The sequence below is a fragment of the Alicyclobacillus fastidiosus genome, assembly GCF_026651875.1.
In the GTDB taxonomy this organism is placed as follows: Bacteria; Bacillota; Bacilli; order Alicyclobacillales; family Alicyclobacillaceae; genus Alicyclobacillus; species Alicyclobacillus fastidiosus.
In genome coordinates, this window is record NZ_CP104067.1 from 208,596 (window position 1) to 233,926 (window position 25,331).

Here is a 25,331-nt window from a genome sequence, read left to right on the forward strand (position 1 = left end):
GTGTCATCGACCGGGGAGCGCCAGAGGGCTGAGATCCCACGTCCAACTCTGTCGACTTGACCTGTGACGACACTTTATTTTTCATCATGTAAGGAATCATGACATAATTTATTGACGTTCCATCCCCTCACCAGTAGTCTTATAAGAAAATTTAATGTAATGGAGTGGGGGAAAGCAGATGAAGTACACTCTCAAGACGAAATTAGGCGTGTTTTTCAGTGCTTTGTTGGGCGTGCTTCTTGTTCCATGTGTTAGCTTTGCTGACACGACGACAAAAATTGATTCAGGGGATACGGCTTGGATATTGGCCTCTTCCGCACTAGTCCTTCTGATGACCCCAGGCTTGGCGTTTTTTTACGGTGGACTCGTTCGGGCTAAAAACGTCATCACGACAATGCTTCAAGTGGTTGCAGTCATTCTAATCGTCTCTTTGCAGTGGGTGATCATTGGATACAGTCTCGCGTTTGGTCCGGACGTTCACGGGATGATTGGCGGGTTGCAGTGGTTCATGATGCACGGCGTCGGTGCGGCTCCAGATACAGACTACGCGGGGACCATACCGAGCATGGTGTTTAGCATCTTCCAGATGATGTTCGCCATCATCACCCCGGCGCTCATCGTCGGCGGATTGGCGGAACGCGTGAAATTCTCCGCGTTTGTGGTGTTCATCGTCCTCTGGGCGACTTTCATCTACGACCCACTGGCTCACTGGGTCTGGGGTGCAGGTGGCTGGTTGCACAAACTTGGCGTACTCGACTTTGCCGGTGGTACAGTAGTACACATCTCGTCCGGTGTCGCGGGCTTGGTAGCCGCAATTTACCTCGGGCGGCGCGCGGAGCACGGGTCGGCCTCCATCAAGGCACACAGCGTCCCGTTTGTGCTTCTGGGCACGGCGCTATTGTGGTTCGGTTGGTTCGGGTTTAACGCAGGTAGTGCACTCGGCGCGAACTTCCTCTCCGCAGAGGCCTTTCTGACGACGAATACCGCGACAGCCGCAGCTTCGATTGGCTGGTTGATCGTCGAGCGGATTCACACCGGGCACTGCACGCTCATCGGTGCATGTGCCGGCGCGGTGGCAGGCCTCGTAGCCATTACGCCGGCTGCGGGTTTTGTCACACCGGGCGGCTCCATCATCCTCGGCCTTCTGGGTGGGGCCATCTGTTACTTCGCTTCCACCTTTATGAAGCAAAAGCTCGGCTACGACGACGCCTTGGACGCGTTCGGTGGTCACGGTATCGGTGGTACGTGGGGCGCAATTGCAACCGGGCTGTTCGCGACGACGGCCGTCAATTCGTCGGGATCGAACGGATTGTTTGCCGGGAACCCACACCAGTTGCTTATTCAGCTCGTCGGTGTGGCCGCGACGTGGGTATTCTCCGGCGTCGGGACGTTCATCCTGCTCAAGGTCGTCGATTTGGTCATGGGGTTGCGCGTGACGAAGGAAGAGGAAATTATGGGGCTCGATGTCGCGTTGCACAACGAATCGGCCTATCCAGAATCGCTTGCGCCTGGTGAGATGACCAAATTGTTCGGGGACCACACCATGCCGTTGTCCGGTGGCAAATAAACGTCATGCGAACCGGGTTGTGAAGTGGCAGACACACAGTTCAGGGTTAGGGGATAGAGCGGATTATATAGAAAAAAGGAGAGGCCTGGCCGACGTGTCAGGCCTCTCGCTATGAGTTAATAGCGTTCCAAGTAGTGATCTAGCTCCCATGGGTGGACGGTTTTGCGGTACTGCTCCCACTCCCAGAGCTTCGCCTGCAAATAGTGTGAAAAGGCGTGCATCCCAAGTGCGTCCTGGATGATTTCATTTTCTTCCAAAGCTTCGATGGCCTGTTCCAGGCTTGTGGGAAGCGGCGTGATCTGATATTGAAATCGCTCGTCTTCCGACATCGTCACAAGCGAATGGTGAATCGGATCCGGCGGGCACATCCGATTCGATACGCCATCTAGCCCAGCTTTCAAAATGGCGGCGAACGCCAAATACGGATTACAGGACGCATCCGGTGACCGGAGTTCAATCTGCGTGTCTGTTGGCGTATCCGTCGCACTTGGAACGCGCACGAACGGCATTCGATGGCTGGTGGACCAGAACGTGTAGGCGGGTGCCTCGTAACCAGGAATCAGCCGCTTGTAGCTATTGACCAGAGGATTCGTGATGGCCGTGATGGCTGGGGCGTGGAACAGCAAACCCGCGATAAACGAACGTGCGACAGGGCTCAAATGGTACTGGTCGCCCACGTGGTAGAACGCGTTCTCTTTGCTTCTCCCGAGCGACAGGTGGCAGTGTAGGCCCGAGCCGTCTTCGTCCTGCAGGGGCTTTGGCATAAAGGTCGCGTGCAGGCCGTGTATGCGGCTAATCGTTCGCGCGACCATTTTTAACGTGGTGATGTGGTCGGCGACCGTCAGGGCATCGGCGGCGTGCAAGTCGATTTCGTGTTGGCCGGGGGCCGTTTCGTGGTGAGAGGAAGCGACGGCGATGCCCAGTTGCTGAAGCGTGAGGACAATATCGCGGCGACAGTTTTCCCCGGCGTCGGTTGGCGCGATGTCAAAATATCCACCCTGGTCATTCGGTTGCACAGTCGGTTTTTTGCGATCATCTAGTTTCAGAAGGAAAAATTCGAGTTCCACGCCGATACGGTATTCGTCAAAACCCAGCTCCTTTGCCTCGTGGATGACGCGTTGCAGGATGCCGCGTGGATCCGCCGAGAACGGCGTGCCATCGGGTAGGGATATGTTACAAATCAGTCGCGCGATTTTAATGCCGTCAGGCGAAAACGGAAGCATCAACCAGGTCGACAGATCCGGCTGTAAATACATGTCCGACTCCTCGATCCGAACGAAGCCGTGGATGGATGATCCATCAAACATGATCTTGCCATCCAGTGCCTCTGCCAGCTGATTCACGGGAATTTCAACGTTTTTCAGGGTGCCGTGCAAGTCCGTGAACTGCAGTCGAACATAGCGGATGTCGTCTTGGAAGGCTTGTCTAAGGATGTCTGCCTTGGCGATATTGTTTTTCATACGTGTAGCCTCCACATGAGCAGAGAGTGTTCATTGCGAGGAAACCCGAAACATTTCTGCGTACTATCTTATTATGATATGCGACGAAGAAGTAGATCACCATATTCAAATGATTCAAACGTGTTATGATATCCGCAACCATGTGGGTCGGTTGCACGTTATGCGAGATAGACTGTGTTGAGAAATGAGGGTTTCCGCGTGGTTGCCTTCCCACCATTCGACCGGACATGGTTGGCCGTACCAGAGGGACAACGTAGGCGCAGAGAGTGGCTTGAAGCAGTAGCAGAGGTTTCTTTGGCGTGGTTTTTGGAAGGTAAATCAATAGAGGCGTGGTTAGACGCGTTTCAGCCGATACGTGAACAGGCATTGAAGCTAGGTTGGTCCTATTATCTTCCGGAAGAGATTCGAACACATCTTCACTACATCCGGTTCGGATCCGGCGGCCGCGGCGAAGACTTGATCTACAGTGATTTGGACTACGCCATCGTCACGACTGGTTCAGTGGACGCTGCAACCGTAATGGATTATCTACATGACTTTATCAGAGGTATGAATGATTTTGGGTTTCCGCCTTGCCAGGGTTTTGTCATGGGGACGAACCCACGGTGGATAGGATCGACGGAGGACTTTGCGCGGCGAATCCATCAATACCTCGCCTACCCCGATTGGGAGAATACCAGGTACTTGTTCATGGTCGTGGACGGGCGCCCGCTGTTTTCCTTCGACGGGTGGTCGGAGATTTCGGATCTCGCTCGAAATGGCATTTGCAATTCCCCGTTTATTCGCTGGGAAATGGCCCATCTTGGGATTCACAAGACTGTTTCGCTGTCGCTGCTCGGCCACGTTCAGACAGAGCGCGTCGACGACGTGGAGGTCCTTCCGATCAAGGAAGGCCTCATCAGCCCGATCATCCACTCTATTCGACTGTTGGCCTTGACTTATCGGATCGGGCAGCTCGGCACAGGGGAGAGACTAAAGGAGTTGGAGCGAGGCGGGTGGTTAGCGCCGTCACTCGTCAGCCGCGTTCAGCGGGCGCTCGCATTCGGTTGGAAACTGCGAGTGATGGCTCAAATTCGCGACGCCCTCGGCAAGGGATCACACAAGGAGCACGTTTTGTGGTCGGCGTTGTCTGAGGACGAGCGAGTGCTTGCAGCGCAACATTTACACACGGCACGGGAGTTGGAACGTTTGGTGCACCGCACCTTTCGGAAGCCGAGGTGAGAGAAAGCGTGAAGTGGTTTCGCGGGGCAAATCGAGGAGAAGACGGCAGCGAGCGAAGTTTGGCACCTACGGCCGCACCCAGTACTGCTCGAATTTGGGAGTCGCCGTTACGAGATGTCGATTACTTTGTCATCGACATCGAAACGAGCGGCTTCTCGGCGCAGACCGATCTCATTCTGTCTCTCGCGGCCGGCTGTATGAAAGGGGCCGACGAGTTCTCGGACTTCATCTATCAATTTGTCAGGCACCCGGACATCTCGGTGGTTCCAGCGAAGATATGGGACTTGACGGGGCTCTCGCCCGAAGTCGTGGAAGGCGGTAAAGATCTGCGGGAAGTGTTGCAAGCGGCATTGTCGTTGGCGCTCAACCGCGTGTGGATTGCTCATCACGCACGCCACGAGCTGTCTTTTCTCGGCAGGCACGCGCGCCAGTTGTGGAGGCTGCGGCTTCGGCCTATCGTCATCGACACGGCGGTGGTCGCGCAAGCGCTGGGCAGATTGCCGCGCACCCCGACCTTGGATGAGACGTGCGTGTGGTTGGACGTCCCGATTCATGGGCGCCATCGGGCAGACGAGGATGTCCGGATGACCGCGGAGGTGTGGCGGCGCGAAATCGTGTTATGTGAGAAGCTTGGTCTGCGTACGGTGTCCGACGTCATCGACTGGGCGAGTGCGCGCGCCATGGGGTAGCGTGATAGAATGGTGGCACCTTCGCTTGCTGGATCCGGGAGAGGCCGCACACGGCTTTGGTCTTGATGTAAGCGCACTCCAAAGGGTTGGGTTTGAATTGCGTAGAATGACTAGCGAAGTCTAATTGCAAGGGGTTCAGTCGTCATGACGCTACAATTCACATTAATGCTGGCTGGCTGGGGGTGTTGTGCTGGGGTGGTCGTCCTCGTTGCAATCCTCATCGTCTTACAGCGTAACCTGTTGAGGCGAATTCGAGCGACCCGCCACACGTTGCGCGCCACGCTTCGCCAGCAACAGGGTATGGTGTTTAAGTTCGTCAAGGTCGATGGCAAGTTCATTCATACCCTCTGCGAAGGCGAACTGGTGCACAAACTTGGCTATGATTCGAAAACGTTTGTGGGCCGTACCCTAGGAGAAGTGATTCCGGACGCGCTGCATGTGAAGGAGAAGGAGCGCCATTACGAACTCGCGTGGCAAGGGCAGGTGACGTCGTACGAGGGATGTCTCAATGGCGTGTGGTACTTTGCTTCACTGAGACCGATTATCGAACACGGCAGGGTGAAGGAGGTCATCGCATCTTGTGTGGATATCACAAACCTGAAGAGGGCCGAGACCACCTTGCGCCAAAACGAGCAGATGTATCGCTTGATCGCAGAATCGTCCGCCGACTTGATTCGCATTGTCGATAGCGCCTTGCGCATACGCTACGCTTCCCCCTCGCACACCGCGTTGCTCGGCTACTTGCCCGAGGAGCTCGAGGGTCGATCCACTCTCATGTTGGTGTCTCCAGAGGACAGGCATATCGCGTTGCGAGATAGAGAGCGGATTCTCGAACACAAGGCGCTTCTGCAAACCCACTATCGCCTCCGTCACCGTGACGGAACGGATATCCTTTTTGACACGCATATCAGTCCGGTCATCGACACGGATGGCACCATCTCCAACGTGGTGGTCGTCTCTCGAGATCTGACTAAGCGGATCAAAATGGAAGAGGAGTCGCGCAAGAATGAAAAACTGGCGCTTGCTGGACAACTCGCCGCAGGCATCGCCCACGAAATTCGAAACCCACTCACAGCCATCAAGGGGTTTACGAAGATGCTGCAGGAGCCGTCGGACAAGCAGTCGTACTACGCGGAGATCGTGCTCTCTGAGTTGACCAGCATCGAGGCCATCGTCGAGGAATTTCTTCTGCTCGCGAAACCGCAGCATGCGGAGTTTAAACGGCACGACATTTTTCTGTTGCTTCAAGATGTGGTCAACTTGCTGCGCGCTCAGGCACTCATGCAGAATGTGGAGCTTCTACTGGAACCCGTGAAGCGCCGAGTCGACGTGCTCGTTGTGGCTACGCAAATCAAACAGGTGTTTATCAACATCGTCAAAAATGCGATTGAAGCCATGCCTGATGCAGGGCGCGTTCACCTCTTTGTGGACGTCGATGGCGAGACGGTGCGTATTTGTATTCAGGATGAAGGTGTGGGTATCGACCAGGAGCGCATCAAGCATCTCGGTGAGCCCTTCTACACGACGCGAGAGAAGGGTTCAGGCCTTGGACTGATGGTCAGTTACAAAATCGTCCGCGATCACGGCGGCGATATCGACATCACGAGTTCCACCCACCGAGGGACGGCCGTGAAAATTCGGTTGCCGGTGGCTGAGATCGTAGAGGTGCGCACTGGAACAAATGGCGCGTGGGAGGAGTGACGATGCACTCCTCACTGGATCGGCGACTCGTCGGTGAACGTCTCCCGATACCAATGGCGCACTGCCTCGCGAGTACTTCGCAGCTCATTGAGACCGGGGGTGCTCTCCGTGGGCACACTTCGACGCTGTTCGACGTCGTATAGATTGACGCGTGCGCTCTGGCTGCCAACCCGAACTTCCCACGCAGGTACAACGCCATCTAGGGTGGACATCTGAACAGGTGCTGTGCCTTTCATCTCCCCTACCAGTGCGGCCAACGCCGCCTCAACTTCGGCCGTGAAGTGAGGTGCGCCATCTGGTGTGTTCAAGCTTGTCATCTGCGTTATCCCTCCTGAAATTATCCAGGTATGATGCACATTTGTAACCCAGTTTATTCCATTCATTTTGCCGCAACGAAAGGATGAAGCCACGTGGCTAAAGATTTTCGCATCGTCTCCCTGTGTCCAAGTAACACCGAGCTTGTCTTCGCCCTCGGCCTCGGCGACTATCTGGTCGGCGTCGACAACTACTCGGATTACCCAGCAGACAAGCTGCAGCACCTGCCGAGGCTCGGCCCGGATCTGCACATCGACATCCACCTCGTCGAACAGCTCGCTCCAGATCTCGTCCTGTCGTCTTTGTCTGTGCCAGGCATGGAACGCGTAGTCGACGGCATCCAGTCGACAGGGCTCCGGCAAATCGTGTGTAACGCGCACAATTTGTCCGGCGTGTACGAGGAGCTAGAAGTGATAGCCGACGCCATACCACGCGCAATACTCGACCGGGCTGTAGTGCAGCGCGTGCTGCAAGGCCTCAAAGCGCGTGTGAGCCGAATTCAGGAGTGGACACAAGTTCACCCAACTGCACTTCGCATCTATTGGGAGTGGTGGGCAAAGCCCGTGTTTTCCCCGGCAAAGGAAAATTGGCTTACGGAGATCACGCATTTGGCAGGGGCGGAAAACATCTTCGCGACCGAGCCGGGGCAGCAAGTACAAGATGACGGCACACGTGTGTGCGAAGGGCAGCCGGATATGATGTTTGCGGTATGGACGGGGATTGCCCAAGACAAAGTCCCGCTCGCGAAAATCATCAACAGAGCGGATTCGTGGCGGCGGACACCGGCGTTTCAAAATCGCCAGATCTATGTGTTGTCAGAGGGGTTGTACTGTCGCCCAGGCCCGAGGCTCGTGGACGGACTGGAGCAGCTCGTCGGTCTTTTGCACCCGCGCTTTGCAGAGGAACAGCAACTGCAACCGCCGTATAAATACGCCCCGATTCGCCACATTTCGGGGGAGTGGGTAGGCGGGCGGCAACCGTAGAGGTCAATTGCGGTCGACATCCGACACACGTGTCACCGAGGTGCGATCCGACCAGAGGCGCAGTTGAATGTCTCGTTATTATATCGTAAAGTTATATTCGCGCGTTATATCATACTACGTCCTCAAAACGAAGCTCACAAGGAGGGAGGAATTCGTTGTACGAACTGTTTATTCTCGGTGAATTGAAAGACAAGCCGATGCACGGCTATCTACTGCACCGGATTTTGTCGCAGACCCTTGGTCCTCTTCGGCAGGTCAGCTGGGGCGTCTTGTATTCCGTCATCGCCCGGATGGAGGAAGAGGGATACATTCAGCAGGTGACCGATAACTTTACATCCGGGCGCGGAAAGCCGCGCAAAGTGTATGAGATCACCCGGTCTGGCAACGCCGAATTTCAGCGGCTCGTGCGCCGTCCGTTCGAGCACAACCAAGAGACAGAGGACCTTTTTCGCGTCAAACTCGGCAAGTTCCACCACATCGACAAGGGTGTGCAGTTGGATATTCTCCGGCAGTATAAAGCGTTTCTCGAAGTGGCGGCCGGCGGTTTGGCGGTACAGGCTGATCACGTCAGGAAGGAGCCGTGTATCTCCGAGGCGGAACGACCGCACCTATTACACGTGATCGATTACGAGGTGACGATTTATGACGCCAAAATCGCCTGGGTGGAGGCCTTGATCGCAAGCGTTGAGGAGTAAGATGCCGCGCAGGCCCCCGACAGATATGGGGTACAGATTTTTAGTTGAGGGGAAATTCTCTATATGCAAAAGACAACCAACCGCAAAATGGTGACTATCGCGATGCTTGTCGCCGTTTTGCTGGTCGCCATCGACGTGACGGTCGTCAGTACTGCGATGCCCGACATCGCGCGCAAGTTGGGCGGACTGAGCCTGTATAGCTGGGTTTTTGCCATTTATACACTGACGACTTGTGTCACCACTCCGATTTACGGGAAGCTCTCGGACTTGTTCGGTCGCAAGGTCGTGTTCAGCATCGGCGTCGTCTTGTTCGTGGTCGGTTCGATGCTGTCGGGCGCGGCTCAGTCGATGCCAGAGCTCGTGTGGTTCCGCGCATTCCAGGGGATTGGCGCGGGTGCGGTGATGCCAGTGACCTTCACCATCATCGGCGACTTGTTCCCGGGTGAGCAGCGGGCGCGCATGCAAGGCGTGTTCAGTGCGGTCTGGGGTGTCGCAGGACTCTTGGGTCCGCTTGTCGGTGGATTATTTGTGGACCATATTTCGTGGCGGTGGATTTTCTACATCAATCTACCGGTTGGTGCCATCTCGCTCATCCTCGTCCTCGCATTTTTGCATGAGAACTTTGAGCGCAAGTCCAAAAAGATTGACTACTGGGGCGCCATTGTGTTCACCATCGGCATATCGTCGCTGCTATACGCACTGCTCAACGGAGGTTCGAAGTACGCGTGGGGATCAGGTGTCATCGTCTCGCTGTTCATCGGCACGGTGGTATTTCTCGCACTGTTTGTCGTCATTGAGGCAAAAGTTCAAGAACCGATGCTCCCGCTGTCGCTGTTCAAAATTCCGACCATCGCGGTATCGAATATCGTTGCGTTCCTGTTGAGCTTCGTCCTCATCGGTGCGAACGTCTACTTGCCGATGTGGATTCAGACGATTCTCGGTCACAGCGCTACAAATTCAGGTCTCACGTTGATGCCGATGTCGATTGCGTGGCCCTTGGGGTCGACTTTTGCAGGCCGCTACATGTATCGGCTTGGGACAAAGGTGACGACCGTCATCGGCGCCATTCTCGTCGCGGCGGGCGGCACGTGGATGCTGGCAATCGAGTTGAATTCACCGTACTGGTACTTTGTCGGACTGATGGTCGTGATCGGACTAGGAATGGGTTATGCCGTGACGCCGACGACGGTCATGATTCAATCGGCCGTAGGCTGGCAAATGCGCGGCGCTGCGACTGCATCGAACACGTTCGTCCGCACCCTGGGTCAGACCGTCGGCGTGACCGTCTTTGGATCGCTGTTCAACAGCGCGACGGCCGCCTACGCGAAGAGCCACTTCAAAACCTCCACGAACGCGGGGAACCTAAGCCAACTGTTGACAGCGTCGGGCGCAAATACAAGTTCCATCCCGGCCCCGTTGTTGACAGTCGTCCATCAAACGTTGGCACATGGTATCCATTTGGTGTTCATCGTCATCTTTGTCATCGGTCTGGTCAGTCTCCTCGCTACCTTGGCCCTGCCGTCACATCGAAAAGTGATGGAGCACCAAAACCAAGTGAATGCGCACTGAATAAAAACAGTGCAAAGAGGCAGGGATTGAGGATATCCTCGACCCTGCCTGTTCTATTGGATCTAGACGATGCTTCGACTAAAATATCAGGGGCGGATGGTGCGAAACATTCAGTTGAGATGAGAACAGGTCTTTTGTGATGAGCAGAGGAGCGGCGGTCTATGTACGAGACGATTCCATTGACCAAATCGATTCGCGTCGGAAGCGGATCGCATATTCTGTACGTTTACACAGACGATGAAGTCTACACGGACAACGTCGCTTCATATGTGGAAATGGGATTCGACATGGGCCAACACGTCGTCTACATCGACAGTGAGGAGCGGTACATGGCGGTCTGTCGTCGGCTCACGGAGCGCGGCCGCGAACAACTGCTTCAACACGTCAGCTATGTTAACAACTATGACTTCTACATGATGTATGGAGATTTTCACTTTGAGCGACGTTCTAGAACACCTGCAGCACGTCGTTCAACCGTATGTCGACTCCGGTCAGAGCATTCGTCTCTGGGGACACGTCGATTGGCGTGGACAAGCGGATATCGCGCAGCAGTTACAATCATACGAGTGCAGTTGCGACATGACGGTCGGCGATTTCGGGGTTGTCACCGTTTGTGCTTACAACGGAAGGACGGTTCCGGCGTACGTGATGTCAGAAATGATGTGCAGTCACCCGCTGCTCATGACGGATGATCAAAGATTACTGTACCGTGATCGACCACGAGATATCCGATATTATCCGAACGGAGCACATGCTATCGTCGGACGCGTTGTGGGTGAAAAAGATGATTCACCCTTCTAACCTGATGCTTGAAGTGTTGGAGCTTATGCAGGCCAAAGCGCGCACGCAAAACGTAGTATTGCACACCGACCTGCAGTTGAGCGACAAAGAAACGCTGTTCGGCAACAGTGGCGGCTTTAAGCTCATCTTGTCGAATCTCGTAAGCAATGCCATCAAATATAGCTACGAGGGCGGATAAGTCGTCGTGCGTTCGTACCGTTCCGCCGATCGCGCCACGATTGAAGTGATTGACGACGGTTGTGGGTTGAGCGAGGAGCAGCAAGCAAAGCTGTTCCAGAAATATGAGAAGTTGAACGATGAAACCAGCGGTCAGGGTATCGGACTGTTTATGGTGAAGAAACTGGTCGATGTGTTCGAGGGAACCATTCACGTGGAAAGCGAATTGAACCGAGGTTCGTGCTTTCGAGTTGAGTTACCGTTTGCACAGTCCTAAAAGAGAATGCTAGACCCCCATATTCCAATTGTATCCATTTAATTTTATCCTCTCTATTACACAAATACGCCCCTTGATAGTTTATAATTCACTGTGTGAGTAGAAGGAATAATCAGATTGAGAAGTGTTTGCGAGCAAAGCCTGTGAGCTTGACTGCGGAGGCGGCCGTGGACACGCTTATTTGGGGGGATCATCGTGTCGAAGCGTTGGTTTGGAAAAGGAATCGGAATATTCAGCTCCATGGCACTGCTTGGCTTGGTTGTGACCGGGTGTGGGACGAGCGGCGCATCGACGACCAGCAACAACTCCAGCGCGAGTCAGACCAAAACCGGGGGGACTATCACGATCGACGAGATCGACGACTTCGCCCATCTCGACCCCGCCCTTGCTTACGACGACGGCGATTGGGAGGTCGTGCCTCAATTCTACGATCAGCTGGTGACCTATAAACCGGGTACTTCCACCATCGTGCCAGACGTGGCCACTGATTACACCGTGTCCTCCGATGGACTAACATACACCTTTCACTTGCATAAAGGCGTTAAGTTTTGGAATGGCGACACGCTCACGGCCCAATCCTTTATCGACGAGTTCCAACGCGTCTTGAGCAAAAAGGTGAACTCCCCTGGTGAGGGCTTTCTCGATCCGGCCGTGAAAGGCGCGCACGCCTACTACGAGGGGACGGCCAAAACCATCTCTGGCATCACGGCCCCAGATCCGTATACGCTCGTCATTCAACTCACGCAGCCCGAGGCCTTCTTCCCAAAAGTGCTGGCGATGCCGTTCTTCTCGGCGGTAGATCAAAAGTTTATCGACCAAGTTGGCAACGAAAAGTTCGATCACGACCCCATGGGCACGGGCCCCTGGGAGATGAAGTCATACGAACAAGGCAACCAGATGGTCCTCGTGAAAAATCCGAATTACTTTAAGCCTGGTGAACCTAAACTCGATGAAATAGACATCGATATCAACAAAAATGAGGACCTGGCGGGACTCAATTTTAAATCAGGGAAAACCGCCTTTATCGGATGGAACCAGAATATCGACTCGCAGACGTATATCAGTTTGAAAAACGACCCGAAATACAAGAATCAATTCCAGAGCCAGCCGCTGGTGGCCACGTACTATCTGGCGCTTAACACCAAGCCAAACAGCCCAATTCAAAATAAACTGGTGCGCCAGGCGATTGAAATGGCCGTCGACAAGCAGAAGCTCGTTCAACTGCAGAATGGCCGGGCTGAAGTGGCTAACCAGATCCTTCCTCCTGCTATGCCGGGATACGAAAAGACGCTTCCGTCCGACGTCGACTACCAATATAGCCCGGCTAAGGCGAAGCAGCTTCTCGCCCAAGCCGGTTACCCGAACGGGTTCAAGGTGAGTATGTTGACCCCCAACGACTCCACGTCTATCCAACTGATGACGTCCATCCAGGCCGACTTGAAACAAATTGGCATCGATGTGACGCTTGATCCGCGCAGCAGCACTGAGTACTTGCAGGGGACAGAGTCGCTGAAGTACCCGCTGGTCTATACCGCGTGGTTTCAAGACTTCCCGGATCCGTACGATTTCTTGGATATTCTGTTGAATGGCGATGAAATTCCAAACAACAACTGGAGTAACTACAACAATCCGACGGTCGACAAAGAGCTCGCAGAGGCCAAGGTGATGCCAGACGGCGCAGCGAGGTACGCACTTTACGACAAGATTCAAAACCAGGTTCTCGCCGACGCGCCGTGGGTGCCGCTGTATACACCGGTTCTGTACGCAGTGGTGCAGCCGAACATTAAGGGATTCTACATGGGTCCTGTGTTGGAGGATCCACTGCAGAACCTCTCTCTGTCGAACTGAACGTAAAAATGTAAAAATCACAAAAACAGGGTGCCTTAGGCGCCCTGTTTTTGTTGTGCCAATAAGGCTTCGCGTTCAGTCGCATGCGGCTGGACCTAGGGATGTGAAGAGATGCTTTGAAAAGGCAATTTACCAGTTTGGAGATACATCTTTTGAAAGGTGATTGCGGGGCGAGCCTAGAATGAGGTAGGTTGTAAGCGGCAACACACGGCAACATCACGGGTATGCATCGACCGCATAGGCCCTGATGACAGAATTGCACAGAAAGTGAGATATAGGTGCCCATGTGGAAGCGGATTTTGCGGTTGGCTTTACCGTCCATCCTCACCTTTTCGTCGATGACCCTCACAGGCATGTTGACACTCGTCATCGTGGGGCGTCTCGGCCCGACCGCGATTGCGGTGGTGGGGATTTGCAATATCTTTATGTATAACATCTGGGCGCTGTTTGCCGGCATCAACGAGTCCATCAACTTTCTCGTCTCGCAAAACTTTGGAGAAAATAAGATGACGGACGGAAACAAACGGATGCAAGTCGCTCTCGCTATGACGTTGGCCATCGATGTACTTTGGGCGGCGGCGTGCATTGTCTTGCCGCGGGAGATCTTGGTCATGCTCGGGGCAAATCACGACATCGTACAGGCGGGTACATCGTACTTGGGCATTCGCATGTTTTCGTTTACCTTCACGATGTGTACGGTGGTCTTTTTTGCCTATATGCGCGCAGTTGGAGATACTCGCACGCCGATGGTCATCTCGGTCGTTACGAACGTCTTGCTCATCGTGCTCACGTATGTCTTGACGTATGGGCTGTACAATTGGAACGGCTTTGGTCTGCAGGGAGCTGCTTGGAGCATGGTTCTGACGGAGGGGTTAGGTCTAATCCTCAGTATCGTCGTGTATTTCGGCTTCTACGCGAAGCGTTTTGCGACGAGGGTATGGTATCGAATCCAGTGGGATCAGGTGAAACTCATCGTCAGGGAAAGTGCGAAACTCAGCGTGATGGAGCTCTCGATGAGCCTCGGAATGCTCATTTTTACGATGTGCATCACACGTCTTGGGACCACGGCCGTGGCCGCGAACGAAATCGCACTGAACATCTTGTCGCTGGGATTTATGCCAGCTAACGGATTTGGTGCGGCCGCGACGGTGATCGTCGGTCAGGACATCGGGGCAGGGGAACCCATGCAGGCCAAGCAGGGTGGCCTCTACACGGCGGTAGGTGGACTCATCTTTATGGCGTTGTTCTCGGTATTTCTTTGGCTGTTTGCCTTGCCCGTCGCCAAAATTTACACGTCCGATTCGGCGGTTTACCTGATTTCCATCTCGCTGATCCACATCGCGTCGTTTATTCAGCTGTTCGACGGGGCAAACATCATTTTTGCCGGCGGGTTGCGGGGAGTCGGGGATACGACTTACCTCTATCGCATGTCGCTCGTCGCAAACTGGTTAGTCTTCATTCCGCTTACGCTCATCTTGGTGTTGGTGGCCCATCTTGGCCAAGTTGGCGCGTGGATTTCGCTGGCGACGCTCATCGTCCTGTTGGGCGTTGGCAATGGGTGGCGCTATCTCAAACTCGATTGGGGTTCGGCGGCGGTCATTCGCTCTGGCCCAAGTGTGGATCACGTCCATTGAACTGTCGGGCGTTTGCGCCAAACGGCAACAGGAGCTCGCGCGAGCGGCCTCGCTCGCGAGCTCCTGTTCAGGTGCGCTATTCCATCACCGGCGATTTAGAGAGCTCCTCGAATAGGATGCAGAATGCGCGTTGAATGCGCCGGAAATTCGCCAGGTCATACGACTCGTTTGGCGCGTGTGCCCGGTCGTTTCCTAGAGACGCTCCAAGCGTGATGGTTTCGACACCGAGTGCGTCCTTGATCAGTGAGGTGACGGGCACCGTACCGCCGCCGCGGACGCGAATCGGCTCCCGATCCGACACGCTCGCTACAGCCCGCTCCAATGCAGCGAGGCCTTCGTAGTCGCGCGGGAGGACGTACGCCTTTGCGTCGCCGGCGAACGTCTCGACGGTGACATCCACTTCCTTGGGTGCATGACGCTCTATGTGCGCTATAAGAAGTTCGCGGATTTTGTCGGGGGATTGGTCGGGGACCAACCGACAAGTGATTTTGGCCGCCGCTTCGCGTGGAATCACCGTCTTTGTACCTTCCCCTTGGTATCCGCCAAAGATCCCGTTGATTTCGAGCGTCGGTCGCACCGTATTGCGCTCCATAGGGGTGTATTCCGGCTCGCCGAAGAAATCTTTGATGCCAGTCGTCTCCTTGTAGGATTCAGGCTGAAATGGATAACGGGCGATATCCTCCCTATCTGCCGCGGTCAAGGGACGTACATCATCATAGAATCCCTCGACCAAAATCCGTCCTTCGTCGTCGCGCATCGAATCGAGTAGGCGGACGAGGGCGTGAATGGCGTTGGGGGCCATTCCGCCGGCACCGCCCGAGTGTAGGTCGGTCCGGGCGCTGGTCACGCGAATGTCTATCGCCATCAGTCCGCGCCGCCCCACGTTGATGGCAGGTGCTTGTTTGGACCCGACACCACCATCCGCGCAGACAACCATATCGCACGCGAGGAGTTCCCGGTGGGACGAGATGAAGGGTTCAAGGGAGGGGCTGCCGATCTCCTCCTCTCCTTCAAATAGAAACTTCATGTTGACAGGCAGCCCACCAGTTGTCGACAGAAGTGCCTCGGATGCGAAGATGGGGAGAAGGACATTGCCCTTCATGTCCGATGCACCTCGAGCAAAAATGGTGTCGCCTTCAATGTGGGGTTCAAACGGGGGGTGCTCCCATAGTTCGAGCGGGTCAGCTGGTTGGACGTCGAAATGTCCATAAATGAGTAAGGTCGGGCGGCCAGGCGCATGCAACCAGTCCGCATAGACGACAGGGTGGCCCTCGGTCTCCATGATTTGAACGTGTTCCATCCCCGCTTGTTCAAGGCGGTTTGCGGTCCAACGCGCTGCCTTTCGCACCTCATCCCGATATGCAGAATCGGTCGACACGCTTTGGATCCTGAGAAAGTCCACCAGTTCCTCGGTGAATCTCGCTGCATGTTCTTCTAAGTAACGTTGCCAATCTCCCATACCATTCACTCCCTGGGTGGTTGCGTTTCAAATGGCTCATTCGCGATGCTTTTCGGTATGTCAAAGTCGAGTGCTCTTATCAGCCTATGACACACTTTCACTATAATTCTAGCAACTCGAAAATCACTCAGGTAGAGGGAGACTACATTCGTGTGTGCGGTGGCCGGGGGAGTTCCCGTACGGCAAGGGGTAGTTGAATCGCGATTCAACTACCCCTTGTGCTTAGGTTGGTATGAAATGTGTGTGCACGGACTTCGTCAGTGCTTAATCATCATCTACTTCGACGTATTCGCGTACGACGTGCGTATAGGTATACCCGTGTTCACAATGCGTGCAATGTACACGAACAACAATTTCTCCTACAGGGATACTGACCTTATTCGCTTTCTCGCATTTCGGACAGATTGACTGGACTTCCCAATGTTTGTGGTCGTTCATGTCATCACCCCCGCGTAATAGGAACAGCATACTTCATTCATCTCAAAATTTTATTGAATGAAATAACGCGGGAAGACACAAATGCGTCACTCGACCGAGTTTCCCTTTGGGAAATGGTTCGAGTTAGGAGGTCGTGTGCCCAGTCGCCTGTTCGATTGCGTTCCATACCGCACCATCGCCGTTGACAAACGGTATGCCGTCGATTTGTACGGGTGCGTAGAGCGTACCATTCTTCGCTGTCACGACGGTAAACTTCTGACCCGTATTCGTGATGAAAACCAGCGTGGCCTGCTGCCAATCGGTTGAAAGAGCGCTACCGCCTGACGAGATACCGGGTGGGTCTATCTCTGTGAGCCCATTGACGGTGTCGGTTAACTGTTTTATCGCAGACGGATTCGTCACTTTGGTGATGGGTTCTGGTGACGATTGTGGGCTTGCGCTCCCCTGCGCCGTGTTCACACCGTCTGCGCCACCAGTGGCCTCGCCCGGAGAGTCCGCGAACGCGACATCCACCTCCGTGACGCCGTTCGGGATATACGTATCGGCGGGTCGAGGTGGAACGACTGAATCCGCTACCCAGTACTCCACCAGCGTTTGGCCAGTTTTCTCAGATTGAAAGCTCATCGCGACATTCAGCGAACGATTTGGTTGTTGGTCGGTTGGGGCGAAGAAGAGGCTCTCCGAGTATTCGCCGGTCTTGACGTTACCTGTCTGTCCTGATCCGGTTTGGTGGAACCCGTCTAATTGATACGCTTGCTCGAACCAGCTCTCCACGTTTGCAACGGGCTCCTGAATGATGTACTCCGCCTTGCCTGTTTGCATGTAGTCCTGCAGCGGTACGCTCTGATTCGCGTCCGGGAACGAGAGCGTGGATGGCTGCGAGGACGGATTAAACGGCAACGTCACGGTGACGGGAGCCGCATCGGGGACAGGCGGGGCCGGGAGACCGACGTTTTCAGGGTCAGCGTTGGCGAGCGTCAGTTGAAACGTCGAGTTCAGTGCGCCTGGGGCAGGCGGGGCGGACGGGTTCGCCACGTGGCCGGACAGCGTCCAGGACGAACCGTTCCAATTGCTGTGCACGTCCAATTGCTGGAACGTTCGCATGACATAGTAGACAGGCAAATAGCTTTGCCCAGCAGACCCGTTTGCTTGCCGCAGTGGAGCGTATTGCACGGCCTTGGAATCGACGAGGGTCACAAATTCGCCTGCCGACGGCTTGTGGTATGTGAGCGTGTGCTTGATAGGATCTGTCGATCCCACCGGCAACATCATTTGGAGCTCGTCGACCCCGTCCACCCAGTAGGCGGAAAGTCCGAGGGCCCGTGCGACCGTCTCGACGTCCTGTGCAGGGAGCCAACTTGTCGTCTTGCCCGTCATAGGGTCAGGAGCGAGGATGGAGTTCGCCGTCAAGATGCGCTTGCCGCCGACTGAGACGTTCACGCGGTGCGCCGTCGACGAAGCGTTTACAAGTGGTGCATTGAGGACGACAAGAGAGAGGGACGCAAGTGCGCAGAGTGGTGTAAAACTCAATTTCCAAACGACTGACTGCATGCTAGATGCCTCCTTGTCTGAAAGATCGGCGCTGAATGCTGTCTATCCTGCTGATCTTCTTGATCTTCCTGACGCTTCAACCAATTCCTCCGTTACATTTTATGAAACATGATCAGCCAACTGTCGTGCGGGGGAAAAATGGGCATTCGCACAAGAACCTGGACAGTGACCTACGTATTGTATGGGCATCTAGAGATACGGAGGTTGTTGCGCGAGATGTATACGAAGGAGACGATGCGTCCGTACGTGGGAAAGTGGGTGCATTGCCACTCGGTCTATGGCATGCATGAAGGAATTGTCTACCGGGCGATGCGCGAAGGGCTTGTTTTGGTTCACCACACGCAATTAGCAGATGGGCAACCGATGGCGAAAGAGGATATCGAGATGGGGATCTACCAATCCGATACGCCAAACGAATTTCAACAAGTGCAGTTCTTTCCGATTCCAGCGCCGGGCTTATTCCTTCCCTATGGCGGTTTGTACGGGGTTTGGCCAAGGCCCTATATCATCTGAGCCGACCGACCCGCCTGCAACGGAAGTGCCAGTCGCAAGCGGGCGACCTGGGTCAGCGGCTGTCTATTCGGGGCGGCCACGCAACAGGCATTGGGGGCGGTGCCTCAACTTGCATTCCGGTGACCAGTTGGCTACGCTCGAGCGTAGACTATCGCGTTGGAGTGTGAGACCAGTGGGAACGATGAAAGCAGTGCAAATATCAAAGCGCAACGGTCCACTAGAACTCGTCGAGCGGAACATTCCTGAACCTGGCCGCGGCCAGGTTCGAATTCGTGTGGAAGCGTGTGGGGTATGCCACGGTGAAGTGGTCGCGTTGGAGGGGCATCACCCTGACATGCAGTATCCTCGCATCCCGGGGCACGAAGTCATCGGCGTGATTGACCAAATTGGCGACGACGTCCACGGCTGGAGTCAAGGAGAACGGGTGGGCGTCGGTTGGAACGGCGGCCACGATGAGACCACGGGACTCACTTTGGACGGCGGTTACGCCCAGTACATGATCGCGTATGCAGACGGGCTGGCGCGGATACCTGAAGGGCTTTCGGCCGTCGATGCGGCACCGCTGATGTGCGCGGGCGTCACCACGTTTGGAGCGCTCAAACACAGTTCTGCGCGCGCAGGCGATTTGGTTGTCATTCAGGGAATCGGCGGTCTTGGCCACCTGGCGATTCAGTACGCGCGAAAAGCCGGGTTCCACACCGTCGCCGTGTCGCGCGGTCGGGACAAGGAAGAGCTGGCATTGAAGTTGGGCGCCCATCGTTACATCGATGCGCAGTCGGAGGATGCAGCGAAAGTCCTCCAGGAGATGGGGGGAGCGAAGCTCATCTTGGCCACAGCCCCAAACGGACAGGCGATTGCAGACCTGTTCAACGGCCTTGGCGCCAATGGTGAAATGGTGGTCGTGGCGGGTTCTGGTGATGCCATGCCACTGTCCCCTGTACAATTGCTCAATGGCCGCCGTTCGGTCCGCGGATGGACTGCGGGCCAGGCAAAGGACTCGGAGGAGACCATTTCGTTTAGCGTCTTGTCAGATATCCGGCCGATGATCGAAACCTTCCCACTCGAGCGCGCGAACGAGGCATTTGAGCGAATGATGTCAGCAAAAGTTCGGTTTCGTGCGGTGTTGACCATGTGAGTATCAGGAGAGGCAGTCTAGTATAAGGACTGCCTCTCTATTTGCTTTCTGCGGCCTGTCGCGCGGTAGTCACAAGCGCGAGACTGCTTACGCTTCGTCCCCTTCTGGGATGGTTTTGACGAACTTGTTGAAGTCCACTTCAATGTCCTTTTTCGGAAGGCCAGAGATGTGAACCTTGCCTTGTAGACGCGTACTGACCATGTGTACAATTTGCAAATCTTCGAGCCGCACGCCCTCGACGCGGCACAAACAGGCGGATAGTTGGCTTTCTGTGCGCCTATCGGCTTCGACGTGAATTTCCACGTGTACCGGGTAGACGAGTCCACTTTGCTTACTCTTGACGCGGGTGTCCCCTGCCCATGTGAACGACGATCCGCTCTGTTCGAATGGTGCGGGATTTTCCTTGAGGCATTTTGCGACGACCCACTTTTGTAACTCTGGTTTAGCCAATTCATTCACCTGCCGAAAGAGAGTACCTGTTACGACTGAACGACGTTAGCCTATTCTTCACATTTGGATATCGTGCCCACAGACTTGTGGCGTTATCACGACAAATGCGTTAGAACACAGTCCGTAACCGAAACAGCAATCACGAGAATATCACACGTTGCTATGGTTTTTTCAATCCATCCAGCAGATGTCATTGATTGCCTACTCGGGAGCCCCCACACCGCCCATGTCGCATTCGTATTCTCTATGGTGAACTGGCAATGCTAGTGGATTTCTTGTTAGACTGGAAACCGTCGGTTGTTGCCAGCTGTCGATTTTCCTTGTATCGTGCAAAGTTGATAATCGTGTCAAACCTGATGAAAAGGTGAATGCTTGTGCAGGAAGCTAAAATCAAGTCGAATCCATTGATTCGGTCTGTCGTTCATACATCGTTTCGCAAGGCGGTCAGTGACCTTGGGTTCGCGTCAATACCGAAGGATTTATTTCAGTATGAAATCGCCCCTTACCTCAGGGCTGCCGGCAGCTTGTTTGACGACAGCCAGGAAACGCTCGACAAGCTCTTTCACGCTGTCATGCGCGGCGAGGTGATCGTGACCGAGACGGAGGACGATACGATTGTGTTTTACGTCCGCGGATCCGTCACCCAACGGGTCATCGACGTGCGCCTGTCCTGTCGGCATCAACAGTGGCACGTGAAGTCCGTCGTTTCGATGTACCACCGCCCCCTCCTGCGCTGGAACTGGTTTTATCGGGCGGCGTTTGCCGTATCCGTCGTTCTCGCCGGGGTGATTGGGTATGCCTTACACGAGCCGCACGCCGTGGTGAGCGCGACGTCACAAGGGTCATCTGGGCAAGCGGCGAGTGTCTCGACTTCGCTTGGACAAGCAAAGACGACGGATGGCGCGTCGTCGAATACGACCAACTCCAGTGTCCCGTCGGCGGGCAACGCTACATCCAACAGTACGGGTGCCTCCAACTCGACTTCCAACACGAGCGGCGCTACGTCGAAGACGCACGCCCCGTCTAGCTTTACGTTTACGTTGAAATCGGGGATGTCAATCCACGACTTGTCGATGTTCCTGCACGCCAATCACCTCATTAACGAGCCGGCCGTGCAGTTCGATATGGTGCTCATGCACGCCGGGGTGGACAAGACGATTCGACCGGGATCGTATACGTTCAAGTCTGGAATGACGCAGAGCCAACTTCTGCAGGTGATTGAGAAAGGCCCCTCGAAATAGCCTCTAACACAAAGTTGTAAGGCCCACATTTGCACCATCGCGATGTGGGCCTTTGTCGCGTCGATGTCGCGATTCCCTCCGAATCGGTGCGACACCCCTGTCGTGCACACCTTCCTCTAAAGCCCTACGACCAAAGTCGTAGGGGGCTCTACAACTTCCAGCAGACGTGCGAGTTCTCTATCCTCCGCTATCCTGAGTGCAAAACTCGCGGATGACTATGACGACGAAGTGAAGTCACCCGCGAAACCGATTCAGGAAGCCAAGGAGGAATTCAGATGTCTAACGAACCGAAATCCACTCCTGTCGCCATCGTGACCGGGGGCACACAAGGGCTCGGCTTTGCACTCGCAAAGGGTTTATTGCGGCGGGGGTTCGCGCTATCTATCTGCGCGCGGACGCGTCGCGATGTGGAGGAGGCGACGAAATCGCTGAGCGCTTATGGACCTGTGCTATCGTTCGCCGGCGACATCGCAGATGACGACGTTGCGCGCGAGGTGGTGGACGGGACGCTGCGGGCGTTTGGGCGTATCGATGCCGTGGTGAACAACGCCTCCACTCTGGGGCGGCTGCCGCTGCCACGCGTCTTAGAAAGCACGTCAGAAAATGATCACGACGTGTTTTCGGTCAATGCTCTGGCTCCTCTGCAATTGCTGCGCAAGGCAGTCCCACACCTGCTGAACGCCGGGCGCAGCCTCGTCGTCGGACTGTCGAGCGACGCCGCTATCGGCGGTTATCCGGGTTGGGGCATCTACGGTGCTTCCAAGGCGGCACTCGATCTCCTCCACAAAACGCTCGCGGCCGAACTCTCCGAAACTGGTGTACACGTCTACTCCGTCGATCCCGGCGACATGGACACCGCGATGCACCGCGCGGCAGAACCTGGTGCCCGCGCGCTCGCTCAGCCGGCGGACGTCGCCGGCGGCTTGCTGGAGCTGTTTACCCCGCTCGTAGTCGACCGCCCGTTCGCGTTTGCATCGGGTGCTCGGCTTCGGGTGACGGAGGTGTTCACATTGGAGGTGCACGCGTGATGAAGTCACTTCCTGCACAACATCAAGCGGATAAACTGGAACGAGGCTCGGCTAACCTGTCTTTGTCCCTGGGACTCCCGGTTTCACCCACCCCTGCGACGCGTCCTCCGGAAGAGCGAGGCATCGCCAGGGATGAAGTCAAGTTGCTCGTCCTCGACAGGCGCACCGGGCAGACGCAGCACGCGGTGTTTTACCGCCTCGCCGATTATCTCCACCCGGGCGACCTCCTCGTCGTCAACACGTCGAAGACGCTACCAGCCAGTCTGCCTGCTCTGCTCCTTCAAGGCGGGGAGTCGATGCGCATTCACTTGGCCAGCCGGATCACGGAGACGACGTACATCGTCGAGCGACGCGACGCACAGGGGGCAGCAGACGAGCGCCCCTTTCAGGTCGGCGACCGGATTGCCCTTTGCATGCACCACGCGACGGTGATTGGCCGGTTTCATCCGGACAGTCGACTGTGGTACCTCGAGTGCAAAGCGGACTTGTGGCAGCTCGCCGAACGAATTGGGCGCCCCATCCGATACGGCTACCTCCAGTCACAACCTGACATCGCCGATTTTCAAACGGTCTTCGCGCGCGACGTGGGTTCCGCGGAGATGCCCTCGGCGGCGCGGCCATTCACAGAGCGCGTGCTCAGGGGGATTGAAAAGAAGGGGATTCGCATTGCAGAAATCACCCTGCATACGGGCGTCTCAAGCCACGAGGTGAAGGGGTCCTTGTCGGATCATCCATTTTTACCCGAGTGGTACAGTGTGCCAGAGGAGACGGCGGCGTTGGTCAATCGCGCGAGGGCACAGGGGCGGCGCGTCATCGCGGTCGGCACGACCGTCGTTCGCGCCCTGGCGACGGCGACAAATCCGACCACGGGGCTGGTACGGCCGGAGTCGGGGTGGACGAGTGTCGTCATTACACCTGACACGCCTGTATCGTCTGTCACGGGACTTGTGACCGGCCTGCACGACAACGACACCAGCCACTTGGCGATGCTGTACGCGTTTATCCATCGAGATGCGCTCGCTGCGGCGTATGCCGAGGCGGTAAAACGGGGTTACTTATGGCACGAGTTTGGGGATTCCAACCTGATTTTGTAATGCTAGGAGCGTGTCCGAGTAATCCCTGAAGTATTTTGTAAAAGGAAATTTCCGGATCAATAACGAAGTCCCCTGTATTGGTATTCACAGTGGAGGCTTCGAATCTTGGGAAAAAAGTTTCGTGACTACGACCCGAACCAACTCATTCTACTACCACCGGGGTTAAATGAATGGCTACCTGACGGCCACCTGGCGAACTTTGTCAGTGATGTGGTCGATCATATCGATATCTCCATCATTACAAAACAGTACGAACAAGAACTGCGAGGTTTTCCCCCGTACCACCCGGCAATGTTATTGAAGATTCTGGTTTACGCATATTGCACAGGCATGTACTCTTCCAGAAAGATCGCAAAGGCCTGTCAGGATGTAGTGGCGTTCCGAGTCCTGTCCGCAAATCAGTTCCCGGATTTCCGGACAATCAGTGATTTTCGGAAACGCCATTTGGTCACCTTCAAAGAACTTTTCTTGGAAGTCTTGAAGATTGCCCAACATGCAGGGATGGTTAAGCTCGGGCATGTATCGCTGGATGGCAGCAAGATTCGGGCAAACGCATCCAAACATAAAGCGATGAGTTACGAGCGGATGAAGCAGCAAGAGCAACGACTCCGCCAAGAAATCGCCGAGCTTACGCAGCAGGCTGAACGCACCGACCATAGTGAAGATAAAAAGTACGGTAACACCATGGGCGATGAACTCCCTGAAGAGTTAGCCCGTAGAGAGACCCGGTTGGCAAAAATTCAGGAAGCAATGTCCTCTCTGGAGAAAGAGGCCAAGGAAAGAGTGGAACAACAGCAACAGAAAGACGAACAACAAGACAAGAAGGACGATGACAACGGCCCCACCAACCAGACAGGCGCCAGGAAACGCGGTCGTCCACGCAAGGAGAGTCATCTCGCAGGTGTTCCGGAGGACAAGGCTCAACGCAACTTCACGGATCCGGAATCTCGCATTATGAAATCGAAAGACGGCTTTATCCAAGCATACAATGTGCAGGCTGTCGTCGATGAAGAGTACCAAATCATTGTTGCAACAGATGTTATAGACCACACAAATGACCACGGTGTCCTGCGTACAATGGTCGAAATGACGGCGGAGAATACGAAAGCGACGATGCACAAAATCTCATGTGATGCTGGCTACTTTGCCGAAGACGACGTGACATGGCTTCAAGAGAAAGAAATTGACCCATACATCGCAACAGGTCGTCAAAAGCACAATGAAGTGCCTGAGTCACCGAGAGGACGAATACCGAAACACTACACCATTAAGCAACGTATGACTCGGAAACTAAAAACAAAGAAGGGCCGTGCCGTCTACGCGAGACGCAAGGCTATCGTAGAGCCTGTGTACGGTCAAATTAAGGGTTGTCGACGATTCGACCAATTCTCACTTCGAAGCCTTGAGAAGGTCAGAGGAGAATGGTCGTTAGTTACCATGTGCCATAATCTGCTTAAGATATTCAAATACGGTCATATAAACTGGGCAACGTGCTAAAGATGGTGC

At 55.0% G+C, this 25,331-nt stretch carries 23 protein-coding genes and 1 pseudogene; 19 read left to right on the forward strand and 5 right to left on the reverse strand.

What is annotated here, in order from left to right; translation table 11 throughout:
• Positions 1-277 precede the first annotated feature (277 nt).
• Positions 278-1,567, forward strand: a complete 1,290-nt coding sequence (locus tag NZD89_RS00910; RefSeq protein ID WP_268008356.1) for an ammonium transporter — start codon at positions 278-280, stop codon at positions 1,565-1,567.
• A gap of 116 nt (positions 1,568-1,683) precedes the next feature.
• Here the strand turns inward: NZD89_RS00910 and glnA are convergent, their stop codons facing one another.
• Positions 1,684-3,027: a type I glutamate--ammonia ligase gene (gene glnA / locus NZD89_RS00915; RefSeq protein ID WP_268006006.1), complete on the reverse strand. Its 1,344-nt coding sequence runs from the start codon at positions 3,025-3,027 to the stop codon at positions 1,684-1,686.
• Positions 3,028-3,225: 198 nt separating this feature from the next.
• Here glnA and NZD89_RS00920 point away from each other — a divergent pair, with 198 nt between their 5' ends.
• The 3 genes from NZD89_RS00920 to NZD89_RS00930 all read left to right on the forward strand — a co-directional run bounded on the left by NZD89_RS00920 (position 3,226) and on the right by NZD89_RS00930 (position 6,638).
• Positions 3,226-4,248 (forward strand): putative nucleotidyltransferase substrate binding domain-containing protein, encoded by a 1,023-nt coding sequence (locus NZD89_RS00920; RefSeq protein WP_268006007.1) that lies wholly within the window; start codon positions 3,226-3,228, stop codon positions 4,246-4,248.
• 8 nt (positions 4,249-4,256) lie between these two features.
• Positions 4,257-4,937 carry an exonuclease domain-containing protein gene (locus NZD89_RS00925; protein ID WP_268006008.1) on the forward strand — a complete coding sequence of 227 codons (681 nt, stop codon included), beginning with the start codon at positions 4,257-4,259 and terminating at the stop codon, positions 4,935-4,937.
• Positions 4,938-5,081: 144 nt separating this feature from the next.
• The gene (locus NZD89_RS00930) at positions 5,082-6,638 is read left to right on the forward strand and encodes a PAS domain S-box protein (protein WP_268006009.1); all 1,557 of its coding nucleotides are present in this window, start codon (positions 5,082-5,084) and stop codon (positions 6,636-6,638) included.
• Positions 6,639-6,649: 11 nt separating this feature from the next.
• On the opposite strand, the gene NZD89_RS00935 is transcribed toward NZD89_RS00930, so the two are convergent.
• Positions 6,650-6,955, reverse strand: a complete 306-nt coding sequence (locus NZD89_RS00935) for a hypothetical protein (protein ID WP_268006010.1) — start codon at positions 6,953-6,955, stop codon at positions 6,650-6,652.
• 93 nt (positions 6,956-7,048) lie between these two features.
• Between NZD89_RS00935 and NZD89_RS00940 the strand changes: the two genes are divergently transcribed.
• The 9 genes and pseudogenes from NZD89_RS00940 (at position 7,049) to NZD89_RS00975 (ending at position 14,916) form a co-directional block, all read left to right on the forward strand.
• A complete protein-coding gene (locus NZD89_RS00940; RefSeq protein ID WP_268006011.1) occupies positions 7,049-7,936 on the forward strand; it encodes an ABC transporter substrate-binding protein in 888 nt (295 codons plus the stop codon).
• Positions 7,937-8,091: 155 nt separating this feature from the next.
• Positions 8,092-8,631, forward strand: a complete 540-nt coding sequence (locus tag NZD89_RS00945; protein ID WP_268006012.1) for a PadR family transcriptional regulator — start codon at positions 8,092-8,094, stop codon at positions 8,629-8,631.
• Between the two features lie 63 nt (positions 8,632-8,694).
• Positions 8,695-10,200: an MDR family MFS transporter gene (locus NZD89_RS00950; RefSeq protein WP_268006013.1), complete on the forward strand. Its 1,506-nt coding sequence runs from the start codon at positions 8,695-8,697 to the stop codon at positions 10,198-10,200.
• Positions 10,201-10,361: 161 nt separating this feature from the next.
• Positions 10,362-10,616: pseudogene (locus tag NZD89_RS29385) on the forward strand (MEDS domain-containing protein); the annotation flags it as partial.
• 4 nt (positions 10,617-10,620) lie between these two features.
• Positions 10,621-11,001, forward strand: coding sequence for an MEDS domain-containing protein (locus tag NZD89_RS29390; RefSeq protein WP_369125251.1), 381 nt, complete (start codon positions 10,621-10,623; stop codon positions 10,999-11,001).
• A complete protein-coding gene (locus NZD89_RS00960; RefSeq protein WP_268006015.1) occupies positions 10,910-11,179 on the forward strand; it encodes an ATP-binding protein in 270 nt (89 codons plus the stop codon). Before NZD89_RS29390 ends, NZD89_RS00960 begins: the two co-directional genes overlap by 92 nt.
• Positions 11,180-11,185: 6 nt before the next feature.
• Complete coding sequence (locus NZD89_RS00965) at positions 11,186-11,434, forward strand: sensor histidine kinase (protein WP_268006016.1); 249 nt, start codon at positions 11,186-11,188, stop codon at positions 11,432-11,434.
• A 195-nt stretch (positions 11,435-11,629) separates the two neighbouring features.
• On the forward strand, positions 11,630-13,282 hold the full coding sequence (locus NZD89_RS00970) for an ABC transporter substrate-binding protein (RefSeq protein WP_268006017.1): 1,653 nt from the start codon (positions 11,630-11,632) through the stop codon (positions 13,280-13,282).
• A gap of 284 nt (positions 13,283-13,566) precedes the next feature.
• Positions 13,567-14,916 carry an MATE family efflux transporter gene (locus NZD89_RS00975; protein ID WP_268006018.1) on the forward strand — a complete coding sequence of 450 codons (1,350 nt, stop codon included), beginning with the start codon at positions 13,567-13,569 and terminating at the stop codon, positions 14,914-14,916.
• Positions 14,917-14,992: 76 nt separating this feature from the next.
• Here the strand turns inward: NZD89_RS00975 and NZD89_RS00980 are convergent, their stop codons facing one another.
• Together NZD89_RS00980 and NZD89_RS00985 are read right to left on the reverse strand one after the other, a co-directional pair.
• Entirely contained in the window at positions 14,993-16,375 is a 1,383-nt protein-coding gene (locus NZD89_RS00980) for a dipeptidase (protein ID WP_268006019.1), read from the reverse strand.
• Positions 16,376-16,936: 561 nt separating this feature from the next.
• Positions 16,937-18,364, reverse strand: a complete 1,428-nt coding sequence (locus tag NZD89_RS00985; RefSeq protein WP_268006020.1) for a hypothetical protein — start codon at positions 18,362-18,364, stop codon at positions 16,937-16,939.
• A gap of 138 nt (positions 18,365-18,502) precedes the next feature.
• On the opposite strand from NZD89_RS00985, the gene NZD89_RS00990 reads away from it, so the two are divergent.
• Together NZD89_RS00990 and NZD89_RS00995 are read left to right on the forward strand one after the other, a co-directional pair.
• Positions 18,503-18,877 carry a hypothetical protein gene (locus NZD89_RS00990; protein ID WP_268006021.1) on the forward strand — a complete coding sequence of 125 codons (375 nt, stop codon included), beginning with the start codon at positions 18,503-18,505 and terminating at the stop codon, positions 18,875-18,877.
• A gap of 181 nt (positions 18,878-19,058) precedes the next feature.
• Entirely contained in the window at positions 19,059-20,012 is a 954-nt protein-coding gene (locus NZD89_RS00995; protein ID WP_326492937.1) for an alcohol dehydrogenase, read from the forward strand.
• A gap of 87 nt (positions 20,013-20,099) precedes the next feature.
• On the opposite strand, the gene NZD89_RS01000 is transcribed toward NZD89_RS00995, so the two are convergent.
• Positions 20,100-20,462, reverse strand: a complete 363-nt coding sequence (locus NZD89_RS01000) for a hypothetical protein (protein WP_268006023.1) — start codon at positions 20,460-20,462, stop codon at positions 20,100-20,102.
• Positions 20,463-20,836: 374 nt separating this feature from the next.
• On the opposite strand from NZD89_RS01000, the gene NZD89_RS01005 reads away from it, so the two are divergent.
• The 4 genes from NZD89_RS01005 to NZD89_RS01020 all read left to right on the forward strand — a co-directional run bounded on the left by NZD89_RS01005 (position 20,837) and on the right by NZD89_RS01020 (position 25,322).
• Positions 20,837-21,703, forward strand: coding sequence for a hypothetical protein (locus tag NZD89_RS01005; RefSeq protein WP_268006024.1), 867 nt, complete (start codon positions 20,837-20,839; stop codon positions 21,701-21,703).
• 275 nt (positions 21,704-21,978) lie between these two features.
• Complete coding sequence (locus NZD89_RS01010; RefSeq protein ID WP_268006025.1) at positions 21,979-22,731, forward strand: SDR family NAD(P)-dependent oxidoreductase; 753 nt, start codon at positions 21,979-21,981, stop codon at positions 22,729-22,731.
• Positions 22,731-23,825, forward strand: a complete 1,095-nt coding sequence (locus tag NZD89_RS01015) for an S-adenosylmethionine:tRNA ribosyltransferase-isomerase (protein WP_268008357.1) — start codon at positions 22,731-22,733, stop codon at positions 23,823-23,825. Before NZD89_RS01010 ends, NZD89_RS01015 begins: the two co-directional genes overlap by 1 nt.
• A 105-nt stretch (positions 23,826-23,930) precedes the next feature.
• Positions 23,931-25,322 (forward strand): IS1182 family transposase, encoded by a 1,392-nt coding sequence (locus NZD89_RS01020; protein ID WP_431308595.1) that lies wholly within the window; start codon positions 23,931-23,933, stop codon positions 25,320-25,322.
• Positions 25,323-25,331: the final 9 nt, after the last annotated feature.